General features: G+C 71.6%; 16 protein-coding genes. 6 read left to right on the plus strand and 10 right to left on the minus strand.

Translation table 11 applies throughout. From position 1 onward, the window contains the following. Positions 1-92 precede the first annotated feature (92 nt). Positions 93-1,439, plus strand: coding sequence for a sensor histidine kinase (locus K1T35_RS49125; RefSeq protein WP_255620858.1), 1,347 nt, complete (start codon positions 93-95; stop codon positions 1,437-1,439). Continuing rightward, a complete protein-coding gene (locus K1T35_RS49130) occupies positions 1,409-2,077 on the plus strand; it encodes a response regulator transcription factor (RefSeq protein WP_255620860.1) in 669 nt (222 codons plus the stop codon). The genes K1T35_RS49125 and K1T35_RS49130 overlap by 31 nt, the downstream gene beginning before the upstream one ends. Here K1T35_RS49130 and K1T35_RS29060 read toward each other — a convergent pair whose 3' ends face one another. From K1T35_RS29060 to K1T35_RS29075, 4 genes are all read right to left on the minus strand, one after another. Beyond that, positions 2,078-3,127: a phosphotransferase family protein gene (locus K1T35_RS29060; RefSeq protein ID WP_220254982.1), complete on the minus strand. Its 1,050-nt coding sequence runs from the start codon at positions 3,125-3,127 to the stop codon at positions 2,078-2,080. 10 nt (positions 3,128-3,137) lie between these two features. Next, a complete protein-coding gene (locus K1T35_RS29065) occupies positions 3,138-3,542 on the minus strand; it encodes a DUF3037 domain-containing protein (RefSeq protein WP_220254983.1) in 405 nt (134 codons plus the stop codon). Continuing rightward, positions 3,539-4,375: a HipA family kinase gene (locus K1T35_RS29070; RefSeq protein WP_255620861.1), complete on the minus strand. Its 837-nt coding sequence runs from the start codon at positions 4,373-4,375 to the stop codon at positions 3,539-3,541. The genes K1T35_RS29065 and K1T35_RS29070 overlap by 4 nt, the downstream gene beginning before the upstream one ends. 77 nt (positions 4,376-4,452) lie before the next feature. Then, entirely contained in the window at positions 4,453-4,950 is a 498-nt protein-coding gene (locus tag K1T35_RS29075) for a DoxX family protein (RefSeq protein ID WP_220254984.1), read from the minus strand. Between the two features lie 331 nt (positions 4,951-5,281). On the opposite strand from K1T35_RS29075, the gene K1T35_RS29080 reads away from it, so the two are divergent. Continuing rightward, the gene (locus K1T35_RS29080; protein ID WP_220254985.1) at positions 5,282-7,090 is read left to right on the plus strand and encodes an ABC transporter ATP-binding protein/permease; all 1,809 of its coding nucleotides are present in this window, start codon (positions 5,282-5,284) and stop codon (positions 7,088-7,090) included. Between the two features lie 70 nt (positions 7,091-7,160). Here K1T35_RS29080 and dgoD read toward each other — a convergent pair whose 3' ends face one another. The 6 genes from dgoD to K1T35_RS29110 form a co-directional block, all read right to left on the minus strand. Next, positions 7,161-8,306, minus strand: a complete 1,146-nt coding sequence (dgoD, locus tag K1T35_RS29085) for a galactonate dehydratase (protein ID WP_220254986.1) — start codon at positions 8,304-8,306, stop codon at positions 7,161-7,163. After that, entirely contained in the window at positions 8,303-9,346 is a 1,044-nt protein-coding gene (locus K1T35_RS29090; RefSeq protein ID WP_220254987.1) for a zinc-binding dehydrogenase, read from the minus strand. The genes dgoD and K1T35_RS29090 overlap by 4 nt, the downstream gene beginning before the upstream one ends. Positions 9,347-9,391: 45 nt before the next feature. After that, complete coding sequence (locus tag K1T35_RS29095; protein WP_220254988.1) at positions 9,392-10,138, minus strand: DUF899 domain-containing protein; 747 nt, start codon at positions 10,136-10,138, stop codon at positions 9,392-9,394. 44 nt (positions 10,139-10,182) lie between these two features. Beyond that, positions 10,183-11,409, minus strand: coding sequence for an MFS transporter (locus tag K1T35_RS29100; protein WP_220254989.1), 1,227 nt, complete (start codon positions 11,407-11,409; stop codon positions 10,183-10,185). Between the two features lie 92 nt (positions 11,410-11,501). Next, positions 11,502-12,731, minus strand: a complete 1,230-nt coding sequence (locus K1T35_RS29105) for an RNA polymerase sigma factor (protein WP_220254990.1) — start codon at positions 12,729-12,731, stop codon at positions 11,502-11,504. After that, positions 12,728-13,063 carry a YciI family protein gene (locus K1T35_RS29110; RefSeq protein ID WP_220254991.1) on the minus strand — a complete coding sequence of 112 codons (336 nt, stop codon included), beginning with the start codon at positions 13,061-13,063 and terminating at the stop codon, positions 12,728-12,730. The genes K1T35_RS29105 and K1T35_RS29110 overlap by 4 nt, the downstream gene beginning before the upstream one ends. A gap of 74 nt (positions 13,064-13,137) precedes the next feature. Here K1T35_RS29110 and K1T35_RS29115 point away from each other — a divergent pair, with 74 nt between their 5' ends. From K1T35_RS29115 to K1T35_RS29125, 3 genes are read left to right on the plus strand one after another with little or no spacing between them, the layout of a single operon-like run. Then, complete coding sequence (locus tag K1T35_RS29115; RefSeq protein ID WP_255620862.1) at positions 13,138-14,151, plus strand: sigma-70 family RNA polymerase sigma factor; 1,014 nt, start codon at positions 13,138-13,140, stop codon at positions 14,149-14,151. Positions 14,152-14,159: 8 nt separating this feature from the next. Beyond that, on the plus strand, positions 14,160-15,557 hold the full coding sequence (locus K1T35_RS29120) for a DHA2 family efflux MFS transporter permease subunit (RefSeq protein ID WP_220254992.1): 1,398 nt from the start codon (positions 14,160-14,162) through the stop codon (positions 15,555-15,557). A gap of 14 nt (positions 15,558-15,571) precedes the next feature. After that, entirely contained in the window at positions 15,572-16,327 is a 756-nt protein-coding gene (locus K1T35_RS29125; protein WP_255620863.1) for an isocitrate lyase/phosphoenolpyruvate mutase family protein, read from the plus strand. Positions 16,328-16,390 lie beyond the last annotated feature (63 nt).

A 16,390-nucleotide genomic window follows, 5' to 3' on the forward strand; every position in this document is an offset into this window, starting at 1 on the left:
AGTACGCCGAGAGCGGGTATGGCCAGGCATACCCCCGGACTAGGGCCAGCCTGCTGGGGGCGGTGACATCGCTGGGCTAGCGTGCTCTCGGCATGCAGGCTCGAACACCGCGGACACCGCTCGACGCGGTCATCCGGCGCCGGTTCCTCGTCACCGGCTGGCCATGGCGGTCACTGGGCTACCTCCTGACCACCCCGGCGGTGGCGGTGGCGGCCGGGATTCCGCTGATGTTGCTCGGCCTGCCGTGGATCGCCCTTCTCCTGCAGCTGGCCGAAGGAGGAACTGGGTGGCCGCTCGGCACCGTGATGTTGGCCGTCGTCCTCGGCGCGGTGCTGATCGCGGCCGGCGGCCCGCTGGTTGCGCTCCCGCTGGCGATCCTCGAACGGTGGCGGCTGCGCCTCGTCGACGCCCGCCCGGCAGACTCCGGGCACCGCAGGCCACCCGACCACGGCCTGTGGCCGTGGCTGCGAACCCGCTACACCGAGGCGGCCACCTGGCGCGCGCTCGGCTACACCGCGCTGCTGGTCACCGTGGCACCGCTGCTCTACGCGGTCGGTTTCCTGCTGGTGGCGATGGTCGGTGTGCTGGTCTCCAGCCCGCTGCTGGTGGACGGCACCGATCCGGTGACGCTCGGCTTCGGCGAGGTCACCCGCGTCGAGGACACGCTGCCGTACGCACTCGCCGGCTTCGCGCTCCTCCCGACGGTCCCGTACGTGTTCGCGCTGGTCGCGGGTGTGCACGCGGCCGCGGCGCGGACGCTGCTGTGCGCCGGGGACTCCGCGGAACTGCGCGCCAGGCTCGTCGAGGTGTCGCGCTCACGGGCCCGGCTGGTGGACGCGTTCGAGGCCGAACGGCGCCGCATCGAGCGGGACCTGCACGACGGCGCACAGCAGCGGCTCGTCGGGCTGACCCTCCAGCTCGGGTTGGCGCGGCTGGACCTGCCTCCCGACTCCCCGGCGGCCCGGACCGTGGCCGAGGCCCACACGCAGGCCAAACAGCTCATGGCCGAGCTGCGGCAGCTGATCCGGGGCATCCACCCGCAGGTGCTCACCGACCGCGGGCTGGCCGCGGCCCTGCGGGAGCTCGCCGACGACGCCGCGGTCCCGGTGACCGTCAGCACCGACCTCCCCAAGCGGCTGCCGGACCACGTCCAGCACGCGGCCTACTTCGTGGTGGTCGAGGCGCTCACGAACGTCGCCAAGCACGCGCAGGCGGCCTTCGCGAGCCTGACCGCGCGGGTACGGGGCGGTGTACTGGTCGTGGAGGTCCGCGACGACGGGCGGGGCGGCGCCGACCCGGCGCGTGGCAGCGGGCTGACCGGGATGGCCGATCGGGTCGCCGTGGCCGACGGCAGAATGCTGCTGTCCAGCCCGCCCGGCGGGCCGACCGTCCTCTGTGTGGAGCTCCCGTGCCAGCAGCGCGAACCGCCGTCCGCGTAGTCCTCGCGGAGGACGGCGTACTGCTGCGGGAGGGGCTCGCCGGGCTGCTCGGCCGGTTCGGGTTCGACGTCGTCGCCGCGGTGGGCGACGCGGAGGCGCTCACGGCGGCCGTCGCCGACCATCCGCCGGACCTGGTGATCACCGACATCCGCATGCCGCCCACCCACACCGACGAGGGACTGCGCGCCGCGGTGGCGCTGCGCCGGGTCCACCCCGCGCTGGCCGTTGTCGCGCTCAGCCAGTACGTGGAGCAGAGCCTCGCCGCGGACCTGCTGGAATCCGGCGACGGACGCCGGGTCGGCTACCTCCTGAAGGACCGGGTCGTCGACGTCGAGGAGTTCGTCGCCGCGCTGCGCCAGGTCGTGGACGGTGGGGTCGTGATCGACCCCGAGGTGGTGCGGCGGCTGCTGCGCCGCCGCCGCGACCCGCTGTCTCGGCTGTCGCCGCGCGAGCGCGAGGTACTCACCCTCATCGCCGAAGGACACTCCAACACCGCCATCGCGCGGCAGCTCGTCATCTCCGAGCCCGCGGTCGGCAAGCACGTCGGCAACATCCTCGCCAAGCTCGACCTCCCTCCGGACGACGACACGAACCGCAGGGTGCTGGCCGTGCTCGCCTACCTCAGGACCGAGCAGTGATCACCCGCCCAACGCGGCGATGACGGCCTCGGCCTGGCGTTGCAGGGACGCGAGGCGGGCGGCTCCGCCGTCTGCCTCGGCCCGCCCGCCCATCACACCGCCCGCGTAGCGGGTGTAGACGCCGGCTCCGATGCAGGCCGAGCGCCAGCGGGCGAACGCGACGTAGAAGTCGAGCTCGTCCTGGAGCGTCGCGAGATCGCGGCCGGAGCGCTCGGCGTAGCGAGTGATGAGGTCGACACGCTCCGGGTAGCCGTCGACGAGGCTGGGACCGGGGATGGTCGGCGGCACGTCGTCCCCAGGGCGTCCCCATGACGCGAGCAGCCAGCCGAGATCGGCGAGCGGGTCGCCGATGGCGGCAAGCTCCCAGTCGAAGACCGCGCGCACGCGCCCGTCTGGACCGACGGCGAGGTTGCCGAGCCGGAAGTCGCCGTGCGCGATGCACGCCTTCGACGGCGCGAGATCGGCGGCCCGCTCGACCAGCAGGGCATGGGCACCGTCGACGGCCGACAGGTCCGGCACGGCCGACTCGTGCACCTGCCGGTGCCAGCGGCGCAGCTGGCGCTCCAGGTAGCGGCCGGGGCGGCGCAGGTCGGCGAGCCCGACGGCGTCCGGGTCGACGGCGTGCAGGTCGGCCAGCACGTCGACGGCGTGCAGGCCCGCGGTCCGGCGGGCCGCGGGCGCGAGTCGGTGCCCGGACGCTTCGTCGCCCAGCACGTCCCCGTCGACGAACTCGGTGAGGTAGAACTCGGCGCCGATCACGTCCGGATCGCCGCAGAACGCAACCGGCGGCGGCACGGGCACCGCGGTGGGCGCGAGTGCGCTGATGAACCGCCACTCGCGGCCCATGTCGTGCGCGGTGGCGAGCACCATCCCGGTGGGCGGGCGGCGCAGCGCGAACCGGCGGCCGGCGGCGTCGATGATCCGGTAGGTGAGGTTGGAGTGGCCACCGGAGATCTGCTCGACCACCACCGGCCCGTCCCCCACCGCCACCCGCGGCACCTCGCGGCGCAGCCAGTCGGACAGCGGCCCGGGCGGAACGGCGTCGGTCATGCTGTCTTGCCTACCGCAGCGGGAGAACCAGCGTGGTGAGGAGGTGCTCCAACTCCGCATCCGGGTCGGCGGTCAGGCCGGTGTGCACGGGGCCGGCCTGGACGATCGTGCTGCGCGGCGCGGTCAGCCTGCGGAAGCGGCGGCCGCGGTCCTCCCGGCCGGCAGGCGCCGCGTGCCGGGCCTCGACGCGCTCGTGCTCGCAGTGCCCCTGCACGGCCTCGAGCGCGGCCGTGATCATCGCGGGATCTGCGTCCGGGTCTAGCGCGTGCAGGCGCGCCACGTCGAGGTGGACGCGGGCGCCGAGGAAGTCCAGCGGGCGGCTGTAGAGGACGACCCCGGCGTTCAACGACTCGCCGCGCTCGATCCGCGGCACGACCCGCAGCAGCGCGTACTCGAAGGGGTGCCTCGCTGTCATGCCCGCCCCGCCCAGAACGGCGTGCCGGGACCGCGGGTCGCGGGCGGGCCGGACGCGGCGCCCCGTTCGGCGATCGCCGCGCGGACGCCGGGCAGCCAGGCATCGCGCGCGTCACGGCGGGCCACGAGCTGCGTGACGAAGGCTCCGCGCACCTCGTCGACGTCGGCGAAACCGGGCTCGTCGGCGAGCCACTCGTCGGGCACCGCGTCCGCCGCGGCTCGCACCAGCTGCGGTGTGACCCGCTGCGCGAGCGCGGCGTCGGCGGCGTCGAGGTCGGGCGCGCAGCCCAGCAGCACGTGGTCGGCGGCGTCGTAGGCCCGTTCCACCCACGCCGCGGCCCCGGACCAGGCGTGCTGGAACGTCAGCGTGGCGCCGTGGTCGATCAGGTACGGGTTGCCGTGCCAGAAGAGCATGTTGGTGTTGCGCCACGACCGGTCGACGTTGCCGACGAGCGCGTCGAACCAGAGCACGCGCCCCGCGAGGCCCGGGTCGACGGGGAACGCATGCGGGTCGAGGTCGAGCGCGCCGGGCAAGAAGTCGATCCCGAGGTTGAGCCCGGGGCTCGCGCGCAGCAGCTCCTGCACTTCCTGGTCCGGTTCGGCGACGCCCAGTGACGGGTCGAGCTCGACGGTGACCAGCTCCGGAACCGGCAACCCCAGCCCGCGGGCGAGCTCGCCGGTGACGATCTCCGCGACGAGCACCTTCCGCCCCTGCCCCGCCCCGGTGTACTTCACGACGTACGTGCCGAGGTCGTCTGCCTCCATCAGCCCGGGCAGCGACCCACCCTCACGCAACGGCGTGACGTACCGGGTGGCCGTGACGTGGCGGAGCACCGGATCATCCTCGCACTCGCCCGGAGAAGGACTGTGGGGCCGCTCTGCCCGAGCGACCCCACTCCCCGGGTGCCGGCTCAGCGACGGTGTGCGGCCACCTGCTGCGCCATCATCGGCTGCGGCGCGTGGTACCGGTCGATCTCGCGGCGGTGCTGTGCCTGCCGCCCGCGCACGAGGTGGTCGATGCTGTAGCGGCCGGGGCCGGCCGCTCCGAGTGCGATGAGGCCTGCGCCGATCACGCCGACGAGCTCCCAGCCGCCGTTGGAGATGAAGATGCCGTTGGCGCCGTGGACGAAGACGGCGGCGCCGATCATGATGATGAGCTGCAGCCCGCACATCAGCGGGGTGAGGGCGCCCAGGATCAGCAGCACGCTGCCGACGAACTCGACCACCGTGACGAACGACGCCGACACGATCGCGAGCGGGATGCTCAGGTTCTCGAATCCCTCCGTGGTGCGGCCGATGCCGTTGATCACCATCTTCTGATAGCCGTGCGCGAACATCACGACACCGATGAGGACGCGGGTGAGCAGCAGAGCCCAGTCACGAGCTGGCGCGGGAAGCGGGCGGTTCAACAGATACCTCCATACGTTCTGTGATCGAAGTAACTCGACGAGTGATCGCAGTTAACCCAATGGAGGCGCACGGACACGACCTGTCAGCCGAGGACGGCGACGGCCGAACGGATCTACGCGACGAGCTGAACCGGCGGTAACAGAAGAACGTGCAACTGCACGTACGCGGTCAGTCACCCCGCGCAAGGGACCGCTCATCGTGATCAAGCCGTTACCGAACGTGTGTAACGCTCGTGCTTCGCACGACGGGCCTCACAACCGCCTGTGACGGGTCCCGCTAGGCTCCGCGCCTTGATGATCCCGCCGGAGGATCGAGGAGCGGGGAGGCCCCATGGGCACTGAAATGGACTGGTCGGCCGAGTGGGTCAACAGCCTCGTCTGGATCGGCGGGGTATTCGTGGCGACCCTGCTCGCCTGCGCCCTGCTGATCGTGCTGCTCTCGCGGTACACGGTGTGGGGCCGACAGTTCCGCCGCCTGACTTTCCCCTACTTCTCCCCGCGCGGACCGGAGGGCAGGCGACCGCTGCTCAGAGTGCTGCTCGTGCTGCTGCTGGCGGTCATCTCGGTGCGCTTCACCGTGCTGAACTCGTACTGGTTCAACGGCTTCTACCAGGCGCTGCAGCAGTCCGATGCCCCGACATTCTGGCGGTACATGGGTATCTTCGCCGTCCTGGCCACGATCGCCGTCACCCACTTGCTGATCGAGTACTACGTCCAGCAGTCGCTCGTCATCCGGTGGCGGGTGTGGCTCACCGACCGGGTGATGAGCGACTGGCTCGACGGCCGCTCCTACCACAAAGGCCGCTACACCGAGGCCGCCGTGGACAACCCGGACCAGCGGATCCAGGAGGACACCGCCTCGTTCCCCGCCGACTCGGTGACACTCGGCGTCGGCGCGGTCAGCTCGCTGGTGTCGCTGGTGTCGTTCACGATCATCCTCTGGTCACTCTCCGGTCCGTTCCCGATCTTCGGGATCGAGATCCCGCGTGGGATGACGTTCGTCGCGTACGTCTTCGTGATCGTCGCGACGGTGATCGCGTTCCGGATCGGGCGGCCGCTCATCCTGCTGAACTTCCTGCAGGAGCGCTACAACGCCTCCTTCCGGTACGCGCTCGTGCGACTGCGGGAGAACTCAGAGAACGTCGCCTTCCAGCGCGGTGAGCGGGTCGAGAGTGGGATCTTGGGCAGCCGCTTCGGCGATGTGATCGCGAACGCGTGGGCGCTCGTCTTCCGGAATCTGAAGTTCCAGGGCTTCAACGCCGTGGTCACGCAGATCTCGGTGCCGTTCGCCTACCTCATCCAGGCGCCTCGCTACTTCAGCGGACAGATCACGTTCGGGGAGATCTATCAGACCGCTGACGCCTTCGCCCAGGTGCAGGGCGCGCTGTCCTTCTTCCGCAACGCCTACGACGCGTTCGCGAGCTACCGCGCCGTCCTCGACCGCCTCACGGGCCTGATGGACGCCAACGAAGCCGCCCGCGCGCTACCGACCGCGACAGTCGAAGAGAGCGACGACCTGCAGATCCGCAACCTCACCGTGCGCCGACCCGACGAGCGGGTGCTCGTCGACGACCTGGACCTCGAGGCAGCCGCCGGCGCGACGCTGCTGGTCACCGGCCCGTCCGGCGGCGGGAAGACCACCCTGCTGCGCAGCCTGGCGCAGCTGTGGCCCTACGCGAGCGGTTCTGTGCGCCGCCCGACCGAGGACGGGTCGCTCTTCCTCCCCCAGCAGCCGTACCTGCCGCTGGGCACCCTGCGCGACGCGCTCGCCTACCCCGGACCCGCAACCGAGATGGACGACGCCCACGCGGCGGAGCTGCTGCGGAAGGTGTACCTCCCGCAGCTGGCCGACCAGCTCGACGACGAGGACGACTGGGCCCGCCGCCTCTCGCCGGGCGAGCAGCAGCGCCTCGGGTTCGCCCGCATCCTGGTGGTGCGGCCCAAGGTGGTGTTCCTGGACGAGGCCACATCGGCCATCGACGAGGGCCTCGAGCAGAGCCTCTACACCCTGCTGCGCGAGGAGCTGCCCGACATGGTCATCGTCAGCGTCGGGCACCGCAGCTCGCTGCGCCGCTTCCACGACGAACTCCTCGAGCTCGACGCCGAGGGACGCTGGGAGAGGTCCGCGCTGCAGCACTGAGTCGTGAGTGGATACGCGTGCTATAGCGCGCGTATCCACTCACGAGCTCGTGATGGTGCCACCCGTTCCACTACCAGGACGCCAACGAGCCGTCCTCGTGCCGCCACAGTGGGGTGCGCCACGAGTGGCCGTGCTCCGCCGCCCGCCTCACCTCGGCCTCGTCCACCTCGATGCCGAGACCAGGGCCGGTGGGCCGCTCGATGCTCCCGTCCACGAAGGTGAACGGGCTCGCGTCGACGAGGTAGCCGAGCAGGCCGCTGGAGTCGCCGTAGCCGATGCCGAGCGACTGCTCCTGGATGAGGAAGTTCGGCGCGGCGAAGTCGACCTGCAGGCAGGCGGCGAGCGCGATCGGGCCGAGCGGGCAGTGCGGGGCGAGCAGGACGTCGTGGGTCTCGGCCATCGCGGCGATGCGCCGGGTCTCGGAGATGCCGCCCGCGTGGCTCACGTCCGGTTGGGCGACCGCGATCCCCGCCTCGAACGCGGGCCGGAAGTCCCACCGGGAGTAGAGGCGCTCCCCGGTGGCGACCGGGATCGTCGTGGCCTGCACGACGGTGTCCAGGTCGCGGGTGTGCTCTGGCAGCACCGGTTCCTCGACGAACAGCGGCCGCAGCGGCTCCAGCAGTGGCAGGACCCGGCGCGACATCGCGGTGGAGAAGCGGCCGTGGCAGTCGATCGCGACGTCGACGTCCGGGCCGACGGCGTCGCGCACGGCCGTGACGCGGTCGATCACGCGCTGGATCGCGGCCGGGGTGTCGAGGGGGGCGAGCAGCTCGGACGGCGTCATCTTCACGGCCGTGAGGCCCTTCTCGACCTGCGCCCGCGCGGCGTCGGCGAGCTCGGCGGGCTCGCTGCCGTGCACCCATCCGTAGACGCGGGCGCGGTCGCGCACCGCGCCGCCGAGCAGCTGATGCACGGGAACGCCGAGGGCGCGGCCCGCGATGTCCCACAGCGCCTGGTCGATGCCGGAGACCGCGGAGTTGATGACGGGACCGCCGCGGTAGAAGCCGCCCTTGGTGAGGACCTGCCAGTGGTCCTCGATGCGGCTGGCGTCCTGGCCGACGAGGTATTCCATCGACTCCTCGACGGCGCGGGCAGTGGTGGCCGCCCGGCCCTCGACGATCGGCTCGCCCCAGCCGCTCACCCCCTCGTCGGTGTCCAGGCGCAGGAACAGCCAGCGCGGCGCGACGGGGAACAGTTCGTATCCGACGATCTTCACGCGTCAGTCCTACCCTGCGGGAAGACGAGGATCTTGCTCGCCTGCGCGGTACCGCGGGCGAGCGCCTCGAAGGACGCGGGGCCGCCCTCGAGGTCGGTGCGGCCCTCGATCAGGGTGTCGAGGGCGTCCGGGACCGTCGCGGCCCACCGCGCGGTGTCGCGGAACTCGGCGGCGCTGTAGCAGAAGCTGCCCACCACCGAGCGTTCTTTCGTCGAGATCTCGTACGCGGCGACGTCGAGCGTGGGCGTTCCCATGCCGACGAGGACGACAGTGGTGCCGATCGGTGCGCAGGCGAACGCGGCGGCGAGCGTCTGCGAGCTGCCGACGGCGTCGACGATCAGCGTCGGCTCGCCGTCCAGCGCCGCGTGCACGGCGGCCGCGAAATCCTCGGTGGCCGACGGGTTGACGACGGCCGCGCCGAGCCGGGCGTTCAGCTCCCGCCGGTGCGATCCCGGCTCGGACACGGCCACCCGCTCGGCGCCCTGACGCCGCGCCGCGAGCACGCAGGCCTGCCCGATCGGCCCCCCGCCGATGACGAGGACGGACTCGCCCTCCCGGCACTCGCCGCGGACCAGCGCGTGGTAGCCCACCGCCAGTGGCTCGACGAGCGCCCCGTGCTCGATCGGCATGCCGTCCGGGAGCTTCACGGCGTTGCGGGCGGGCACGGCCATCCGCTCGGCGAAGGCCGACCGCAGCTCGGGCGTGACACCGACGATCCGCTTGTCCGGGCACGACTGCTCCCGTCCCACTCCGCATTGCCGGCACTCGCCGCACCACAGCACCGGGTTGACGGTGACGGCGTCGCCGACGGCCAGTTCGCCGCCGGCCTCCGGCCCGACGGCGAGCACCCGCCCCACCGTCTCGTGGCCCATGACCTGGCCGCGCACGCGCCTGCCGTTCTCGCCGGTGTAGCCGTGGACGTCGGAGCCGCAGATCCCGGTGGCGACCACCTCGATCAGCACGTCAGCGGGCCCTGGTTCCGGATCGGGCACGTCCTCGACGTTCAGTCTCCAGAAGTCGGCAAGCACCAGTGCACGCATGGGTCCGACCCTATGCCGGGGCTCGCGGATCGGCGGCCGGGAAGATCAGTCGCGGTCGTACTCGTCGTGGCGGCGCAGCCAGCTCATCGCCGGACCGTCCGCGCGGCCGGGCGGTTGCTCCCAGTCCTCCTGACGGCCCCGGGCGGTGAGGTCGAGCCAGTTGTAGGTGCCGTTGAGCTGGTCGATGCCGCGCTCGAAGCAGGCGTAGGTGTGGAAGACGCGGTCGCCGTGGCGGAGGAACGCGCTCACGCCCATCTCCGAGCCCGTGTAGCCCTCCCATGCGGGGTTCTTCCGCACGAGCTCGGCGAAGCCGGTGTAGTTGTACTCGACCGGCGCGATCGCCGGGTCGAAGCTGACGTGGAAGTCGTAGTTGAAGTCGCTGCCGTGCGACGAGTACCAGGGGATCGTCCAGCCCATCCGCCGCTTGTAGCGTTCGATCTCCGCCAGCGGTGCCCGGGAGACGGCCGCGAACGAGGTGTCGCGCGCGTGCAGATGGGTGAGGTCACCGATGGTGTCGATCCAGAACGAGCAGGCGGGGCATGCCTCGCCCGCGCCGGGGTCGAGCATGAGGTGGTACATCACCAGCTGGCCCCGGCCCTCGAACAGGTCCCGCAGCCCGGCGGTGCCGTGCGGTCCGTCGAAGGTGTAGGCCTTCGTGATCTCCACCATCGGCAGCCGCCGCCGGGCGGCATTGACCTGGTCGCGGTGGCGGGTCAGCTCCTTCTCCTGCGCGAGCAGCTCGCGCCGGGCCACGAGCCACTGCTCGCGTGTCGTGATCTCCGGGTCGGACATGGTTGTCTCCTCTCTCGGGTGTGTCACTTCTTCGCAGGTCCGCGCTATCCGGCCACCGCTACCGGCTGGCCACTTGCAACCGGTGCGGAGTCCTCGACCACGGGTGGCTCGAGACGACTGGTGGCCCACGCGACGGGAACGGCGACGACGGCGATCACGAGACCGGTGAGGATCGCGGCGGAGGCGGTGAAGCTACCGACGGCCACGCCACCGGCGAAGGAGCCGAACGCGATGCCCAGGTTGATCGCGGAGGCCGGCAGTGACTGGGCCAGCTGGCCGCCAGGGCCGGCCAGTGCGACGACGCGGTACTGCAGCGACGGGCCGCTGCCCATGACGAAAGCGCCCAGTGCCAGCAGCAGCAGCGCCACGAGGAACGGGTTGGTGCCGAAGAGGTGGAGCGCGGCCAAGGATCCCGTGGCGCCGACGGCCGCCACGATGAGGGTGAGCCCGGCATTCCGGTCGGCGAACCGGCCGCCGCCGAACGAGCCCACCGCGGTGGCCACGCCGTACGCCAGGAGGAACACGCTGATCAGCGCGCCGGATACTCCGGTGACCTCCTGCAGGAACGGCACGATGTAGGTCATGGCCGCGAAGGCGGCCCCGAACACCAGCGCGCACAGGGCGAGCACGGCGAGCACCCGTGGGGCGAAGGCGTACCTGACCTGGCCGTCGACGCCGACGCCGGTGTTGGGCACTGACGGAACCAGCGCCACCGTGGCGATGAGCGTGGTCGCCAGCAGCACGACTATCGCGGTGTAGGAGCCGCGCCAGCCGATCGCGTGGCCGAGAAGGGTGCCCAGCGGCACGCCGACCGCGGTGGAGACGGCGAAGCCGGAGATGACCACTGCGAGGGCCCGGCCTGCCCGGTCACGCGGGACCACGGCGATGCCCGCCGCGAACGCCGCTGCGTCGAACAGCCCCGCGAACGCGCCGGTGAGGGTCCGTGCCACGAGGGTGAGGTCGTAGCTGCTGCTCAGCGCCACGACGAGGTTGCATGCGATGGCCAGCACGAGCGTGCCGCACAGGATCGTGCGCCTGTTCAGCCTGATCGTCAGTGCGGTCAGGATCGGACCGCCGATGGCCAGCCCCAGCGCGAAACCGGTCACCAATGTGCCCGCCGTGGAGACGGAGACGCCCAAATCGCCTGCGACGAGGTCCAGCACCCCGACGACGAGCATTTCCGAGCTGCCCATCACGAACGCTCCCAGGAAGAGCATGGTCAAGGCGCGGGCCGCGCTGCGGGGGCTCACCGCAGTTTGCTGAGTACTCACGAGACTTTCCCTTCTGTCCTGTGGACTTTGCCCACCGACGAAGGAGGCCGCCCGGGATGGACATCGGCCGGGCGAAGAAGTTCGAGGAGGCGTCAGAGCTCGCGGAGGCGGCCGGACAAGTAGCGGCGCTCGGCCTCGGTGGGGGCGAGCTTCCGGGCTTGCTCGTACGCCGCCTTGGCCTCGGCGGTACGGCCGGCCCGGCGGAGCAGGTCGGCCCGGGTGGCGGGAAGCAGGTGGTAGTCGTCGAGCCGGCCGGACGCCGCGATCTCGTCGACGAGGGCAAGGCCGGCCGGGATGCCGTCGGCCATCGCGACCGCGACCGCGCGGTTGAGGTCCACGACCGGGGACGGCGCCAGTCGTGCCAGCTCGGTGTACAACGTGGCGATCTGTGGCCAGTCCGTGCTCGCCGCATCGGGCGCGGTCGCGTGGCACGCAGCGATCGCGGCCTGCACCTGGTAGGGCCCGGTACGCCGCATCGCGAGCGCCTGATCGAGCGTCTCCACTCCCTCCGCGATCAGCGTCCGGTCCCAGCGGGATCGGTCCTGGTACTCCAGCGTGACCAGCACGCCGTCCTCCGTGCGGGTCGTCCGGCGGGCCTCGTGCAGCAGCATCAGCGCGAGCAGTCCGCGCGGCTCGGGTTCGGGTGGCATCAGCCGGACCAGGATCCGGGTCAGGCGGATGGCCTCGGCGGTCAGGGCCCGGCGTACGTCCTCCTCGTCCGGCCCCTCGCTGTAGCCCTCGTTGAAGATCAGGTACAGCACCGCGAGCACGGCGGCGAGTCGCTGTGGCAGGAGCTCGGCCGGTGGGACCCGGTACGGGATGCCGGCCTCCTGGATCTTGCGCTTGGCGCGGACCAGGCGTTTCGCCATCGCGGGCTCGGCGGTCAGGAACGCGCGGGCGATCTCGGCAGTGGTGAGGCCGGCCAGCGTGCGCAGGGTGAGCGCGACCCGGGCCGGGAACGGCAGCGCAGGATGGCAGCAGGTGAAGATCAGCCGCAGCCGCTCGTCCGGGATCTCCTCGATCGGCGGCACGTCCGGGTCGCGAGCCAGCACGGCGAGCTGACGGAGCTTGGCCGCACCGGCGGCGGCACGGCGCAGCCGATCGGTCGCCCGGTTGCGGGCCGTCGTGGTGAGCCAGGCGCCCGGGCGGTGCGGGACGCCGTCGCGCGGCCAGGTCGCCAGCGCGGCGGCGAACGCGTCCTGCGCGCAGTCCTCGGCGAGGTCCCAGTCGCCGGTGAGCCCGATGAGGGTCGCGATCACCTGGCCCCACTCGTCGCGGTAGGCGGCGGCTACGGCCGTCCGGACGTCGTCGGGTGCGGTCATTCCCAGACCGGGCGGATCTCGACACCGCCCCAGCGCGCGTACGGATGGCCGGCGGCGATCGCGATCGCCTCGTCCAGATTCGCGCACTCAATGATCACGATCCCGCCCACGAAGTCCTTGGTCTCGGCGAACGGCCCGTCCGATACAAGGGTCTCGCCGTCGCGAACCCGAACTGTGGTCGCGTCCACCACCGGCCGCAACCGCTCACCAACCAGCTCGGCGCCGCGCCGCTCCAGGTCCGCCTCCCAGGCCTGGTGCACCGGGTCTGCGGCCAGCTCCTCGTTGGTCGGCTGGTTTGTCTCGTCGTCACAGATCAGCAGCACGTACTTCATGCGGGCCGATTCTGCCCCGACGGAACGCGGGGCGGTGCCGACCAGTTTCGGGCACAGGTGGTGTCCATACATTCGTGAGAACGACAGGAGAGAACGTGGAGCTGCTGGCGCGGGCGCGGGACGGGGACGGGGAGGCGTTCCGCGAGCTCGTCGAGCCGTACCGGCGTGAGCTCCAGGTGCACTGCTACCGCCTTCTCGGCTCGGTGCAGGACGCCGAGGACCTGCTGCAGGACACGCTGCTGGCCGCGTGGCGCGGCATCGGGGGCTACGAGGAGCGGGCGTCGCTGCGGACCTGGCTGTACCGGATCGCGACCAACCGCTGTCTCAACGCGCTGCGGGCGGGCGCCCGCCGTCCGCCCGGTTACGCGGGCTACCGACCGGAGGTCCCGTTGCCAGAGCCGTCGCACCGGCGAGCGGAACCGAGCTGGCTGGAGCCCTACCCCGATGTGCTGCTCGACGAGACGCCCGGCCCGGAGGCGCGCTACGAGCTCAGGGAGTCGGTGTCGCTGGCGTTCGTGGCGGCGCTGCAGGAACTGCCGCCGAGGCAGCGCGTGGTCCTCGTGCTGCGGGACGTCCTCGGCTTCCGGGCCGCCGAGGTGGCGCGCATCCTCGACACCACCGAGGACACGGTGACCAACGCGCTGAAACGGGCCCGGCGGGCGCTGCCGGGTCCCGCCGCCGAACGGGCTCCCCTGCCGAACTCACCGGGGGAACGCCGGATCGTGGACGCGTTCGTCCGCGCGTTCGAGGCCGGCGACGTCAATGCGGTCGTGGCACTGCTGACCGACGACGCGTGGCTCACGATGCCGCCGCTGCCACTGGAGTACCAGGGCGTGGACGCCGTCCGGAACTTCCTGGCGACGGTCGCGCTGCGGGACGGCGTCCGGCACGTGCTGGTTCCGACGCGGGCGAACGGCCAGCCGGCGTTCGGCTGCTACGTCCGCGACCCGCGGACGCCGATCCCGCACGCGCACGGGGTGATCGTGCTGACGCTCGCGGGCGATCGGATCAGCGCGCTGACCCGGTTCCTGGACAACTCGCTCCTGACGACGTTCGGGCTTCCCCGGTCGCTGCGAGGGCTGCGATGAGCACGCGCATGACGTCCACGCAGGCGTGGGTGTTGGGGCTCGCATCGCTGGCATCGTTCATGATGGCGCTCGACAGCCTGGTCGTGACGACGGTGCTGAGCACGATCCGCCAGGACCTTGCGGCATCGATCGAGTCGCTCGAGTGGACCGTCAACGCGTACAACCTGACCTTCGCGGTGCTGCTGCTGACCGGCGCCGCACTGGGCGACCGGTTCGGCAGGTGCCGGGTGTTCGCCATCGGGCTGGCGGTGTTCACCGTCGCGTCGGCGGCCTGCGCGCTGTCCCCCGACATCGGCGTCCTCATCGCGTCCCGTGCGCTGCAGGGTGTGGGTGCCGCGATGGTGTTGCCGCTGTCGCTCACCCTGATCACCACATCCTTCCCGCCCGCTCAGCGGGGCAAGGCGATGGGGCTGTACCTGGGCATCACCGGCCTCGCGACGTTCAGCGGGCCGTTCATCGGCGGCGTGATCGCCGAGGGGCTGGCGTGGCAGTGGATCTTCTGGCTGAACGTGCCGGTCGGCATGGCCGCGATCGTGCTCACGGCGCGACGCGTCGATGAGAGCGTCGGCCCGAACAACCGGTTCGACGTGGGCGGGGTCGTCCTCGTGACCGCGGGCGCGTTCGGCATCGTGTGGGGTCTCGTCCGGGGGAACGCGGCCGGCTGGAGCAGCGCGGAAGTGCTGGCGGCGCTGGTGCTCGGGGTCGCGCTGGTGGTCGCCTTCGTGCTCTGGGAGCGACGGACGAAGGCGCCGATGCTGCCGATGCGGTTCTTCCGGCTGAGGGCCTTCGCCACGGCGAACCCGGCGAACTTCTGCGTGTTCGCCTCGCTGTACGGAACGCTGTTCTTCCTCGCGCAGTACTTCCAGACCGCGCTCGGGGACGGCCCGCTCGCCGCCGGGCTGCGGTTGATGCCGTGGACCGCGACGCTGATGGTCTGCGCGCCGATCGCCGGGCGACTGGCCGACAGGTACGGCGAGCGAACGTTCGTGGTCATCGGCCTGCTGCTCCAGAGCGTCGCCATGGGCTGGATCGCCGTGGTCGCCGACACCGACACCGCCTATCTCGAATTGCTGCCCGCGCTGGTCGTCGGTGGGGTAGGACTGACCATGGCCATGCCGGCGGCGCAGAAGGCGGTGGTCGGAGCGGTGCAACCACAGGAGATCGGTCAGGCGTCCGGCGCGTTCATGATGTTGCGGATCCTCGGCGGCGTGTTCGGGGTCGCGGTCACGGTCGCCGTCTTCGCGGGTAGCGGCGGCTACGCGTCGGCCGAGGAGTTCAGTGCGGGATTCGCAGCGGCCATGACGGCGGTCGCCGCGTTCGCGGTCGTCGGCATGCTCGTCGCACTCGGTGTGCCGGGCAGGCGGCCTGCTGCCGTCACCGCGGCAAGCGTGGAAACTCGAGGATGAGAGGGCATAGCGCTGTGTCAGAGAAAGACCTGAAGGGTCAGGCCGAACAGCTTCGGAAGCTGCACGGTGGGGAGATGCTCGTGCTGCCCAACGTGTGGGACGCGGCCAGCGCCAAGGTCGTGGCCGAGGCGGGGTTCCCCGCGGTCGCCACCGCCAGCGCCGCCGTCTCGGCGATGCTCGGCTATCCCGACGGCGAGGGTGCGCCGTGGGAGGAGATGTTCGCCGCGGCCGGGCGGGTCGCGCGGGCGGTGTCGGTCCCGGTCACGGTGGACGCCGAGGCGGGATACGGGATGCAGCCCCGTGAGCTCGTGGACCGGTTGCTGGAGATCGGAGCGGTCGGCTGCAACCTGGAGGACAGCGACAACCGGGCCGGCGGCCTCGTCGACGCGGAGAAGCACGCCGGGTGGCTCGCTGCCGTTCGCTCCGCGGCGGACGACGCCGGAGTGCCGATCGTCATCAACGCCCGCGTCGACACCTTCCTGCCGGGCAGCGGGATCGCCGAACCGGACCGGATCGCGGAAGCGGTACGACGGGGCCGGCTCTACCGGGAGGCCGGCGCCGACTGCATCTACCCGATCCTCGTGCGGAGCAAGAGCGACCTCGCCACCCTCGTCGCCGAACTGCCCGGCCCGATCAATGGCAACACCGGTGACGAGCTGGACCTGGCCACGCTCCGGGAACTGGGCGTCGCGCGGGTGTCCTACGGTCCCCTCTTCTACTACACCGCCATGGCCAACCTGAAGACCGCTGTCCAGGAGCTGCTGGCCTGAGCCCGTCCCGGTGGTCGAGCAGGGCCGGCGCTACTCGACCACCGGAATAGGGGGCTACTCGAC

It is taken from the genome of Pseudonocardia sp. DSM 110487, assembly GCF_019468565.1.
In the GTDB taxonomy this organism is placed as follows: domain Bacteria; phylum Actinomycetota; class Actinomycetes; order Mycobacteriales; family Pseudonocardiaceae; genus Pseudonocardia.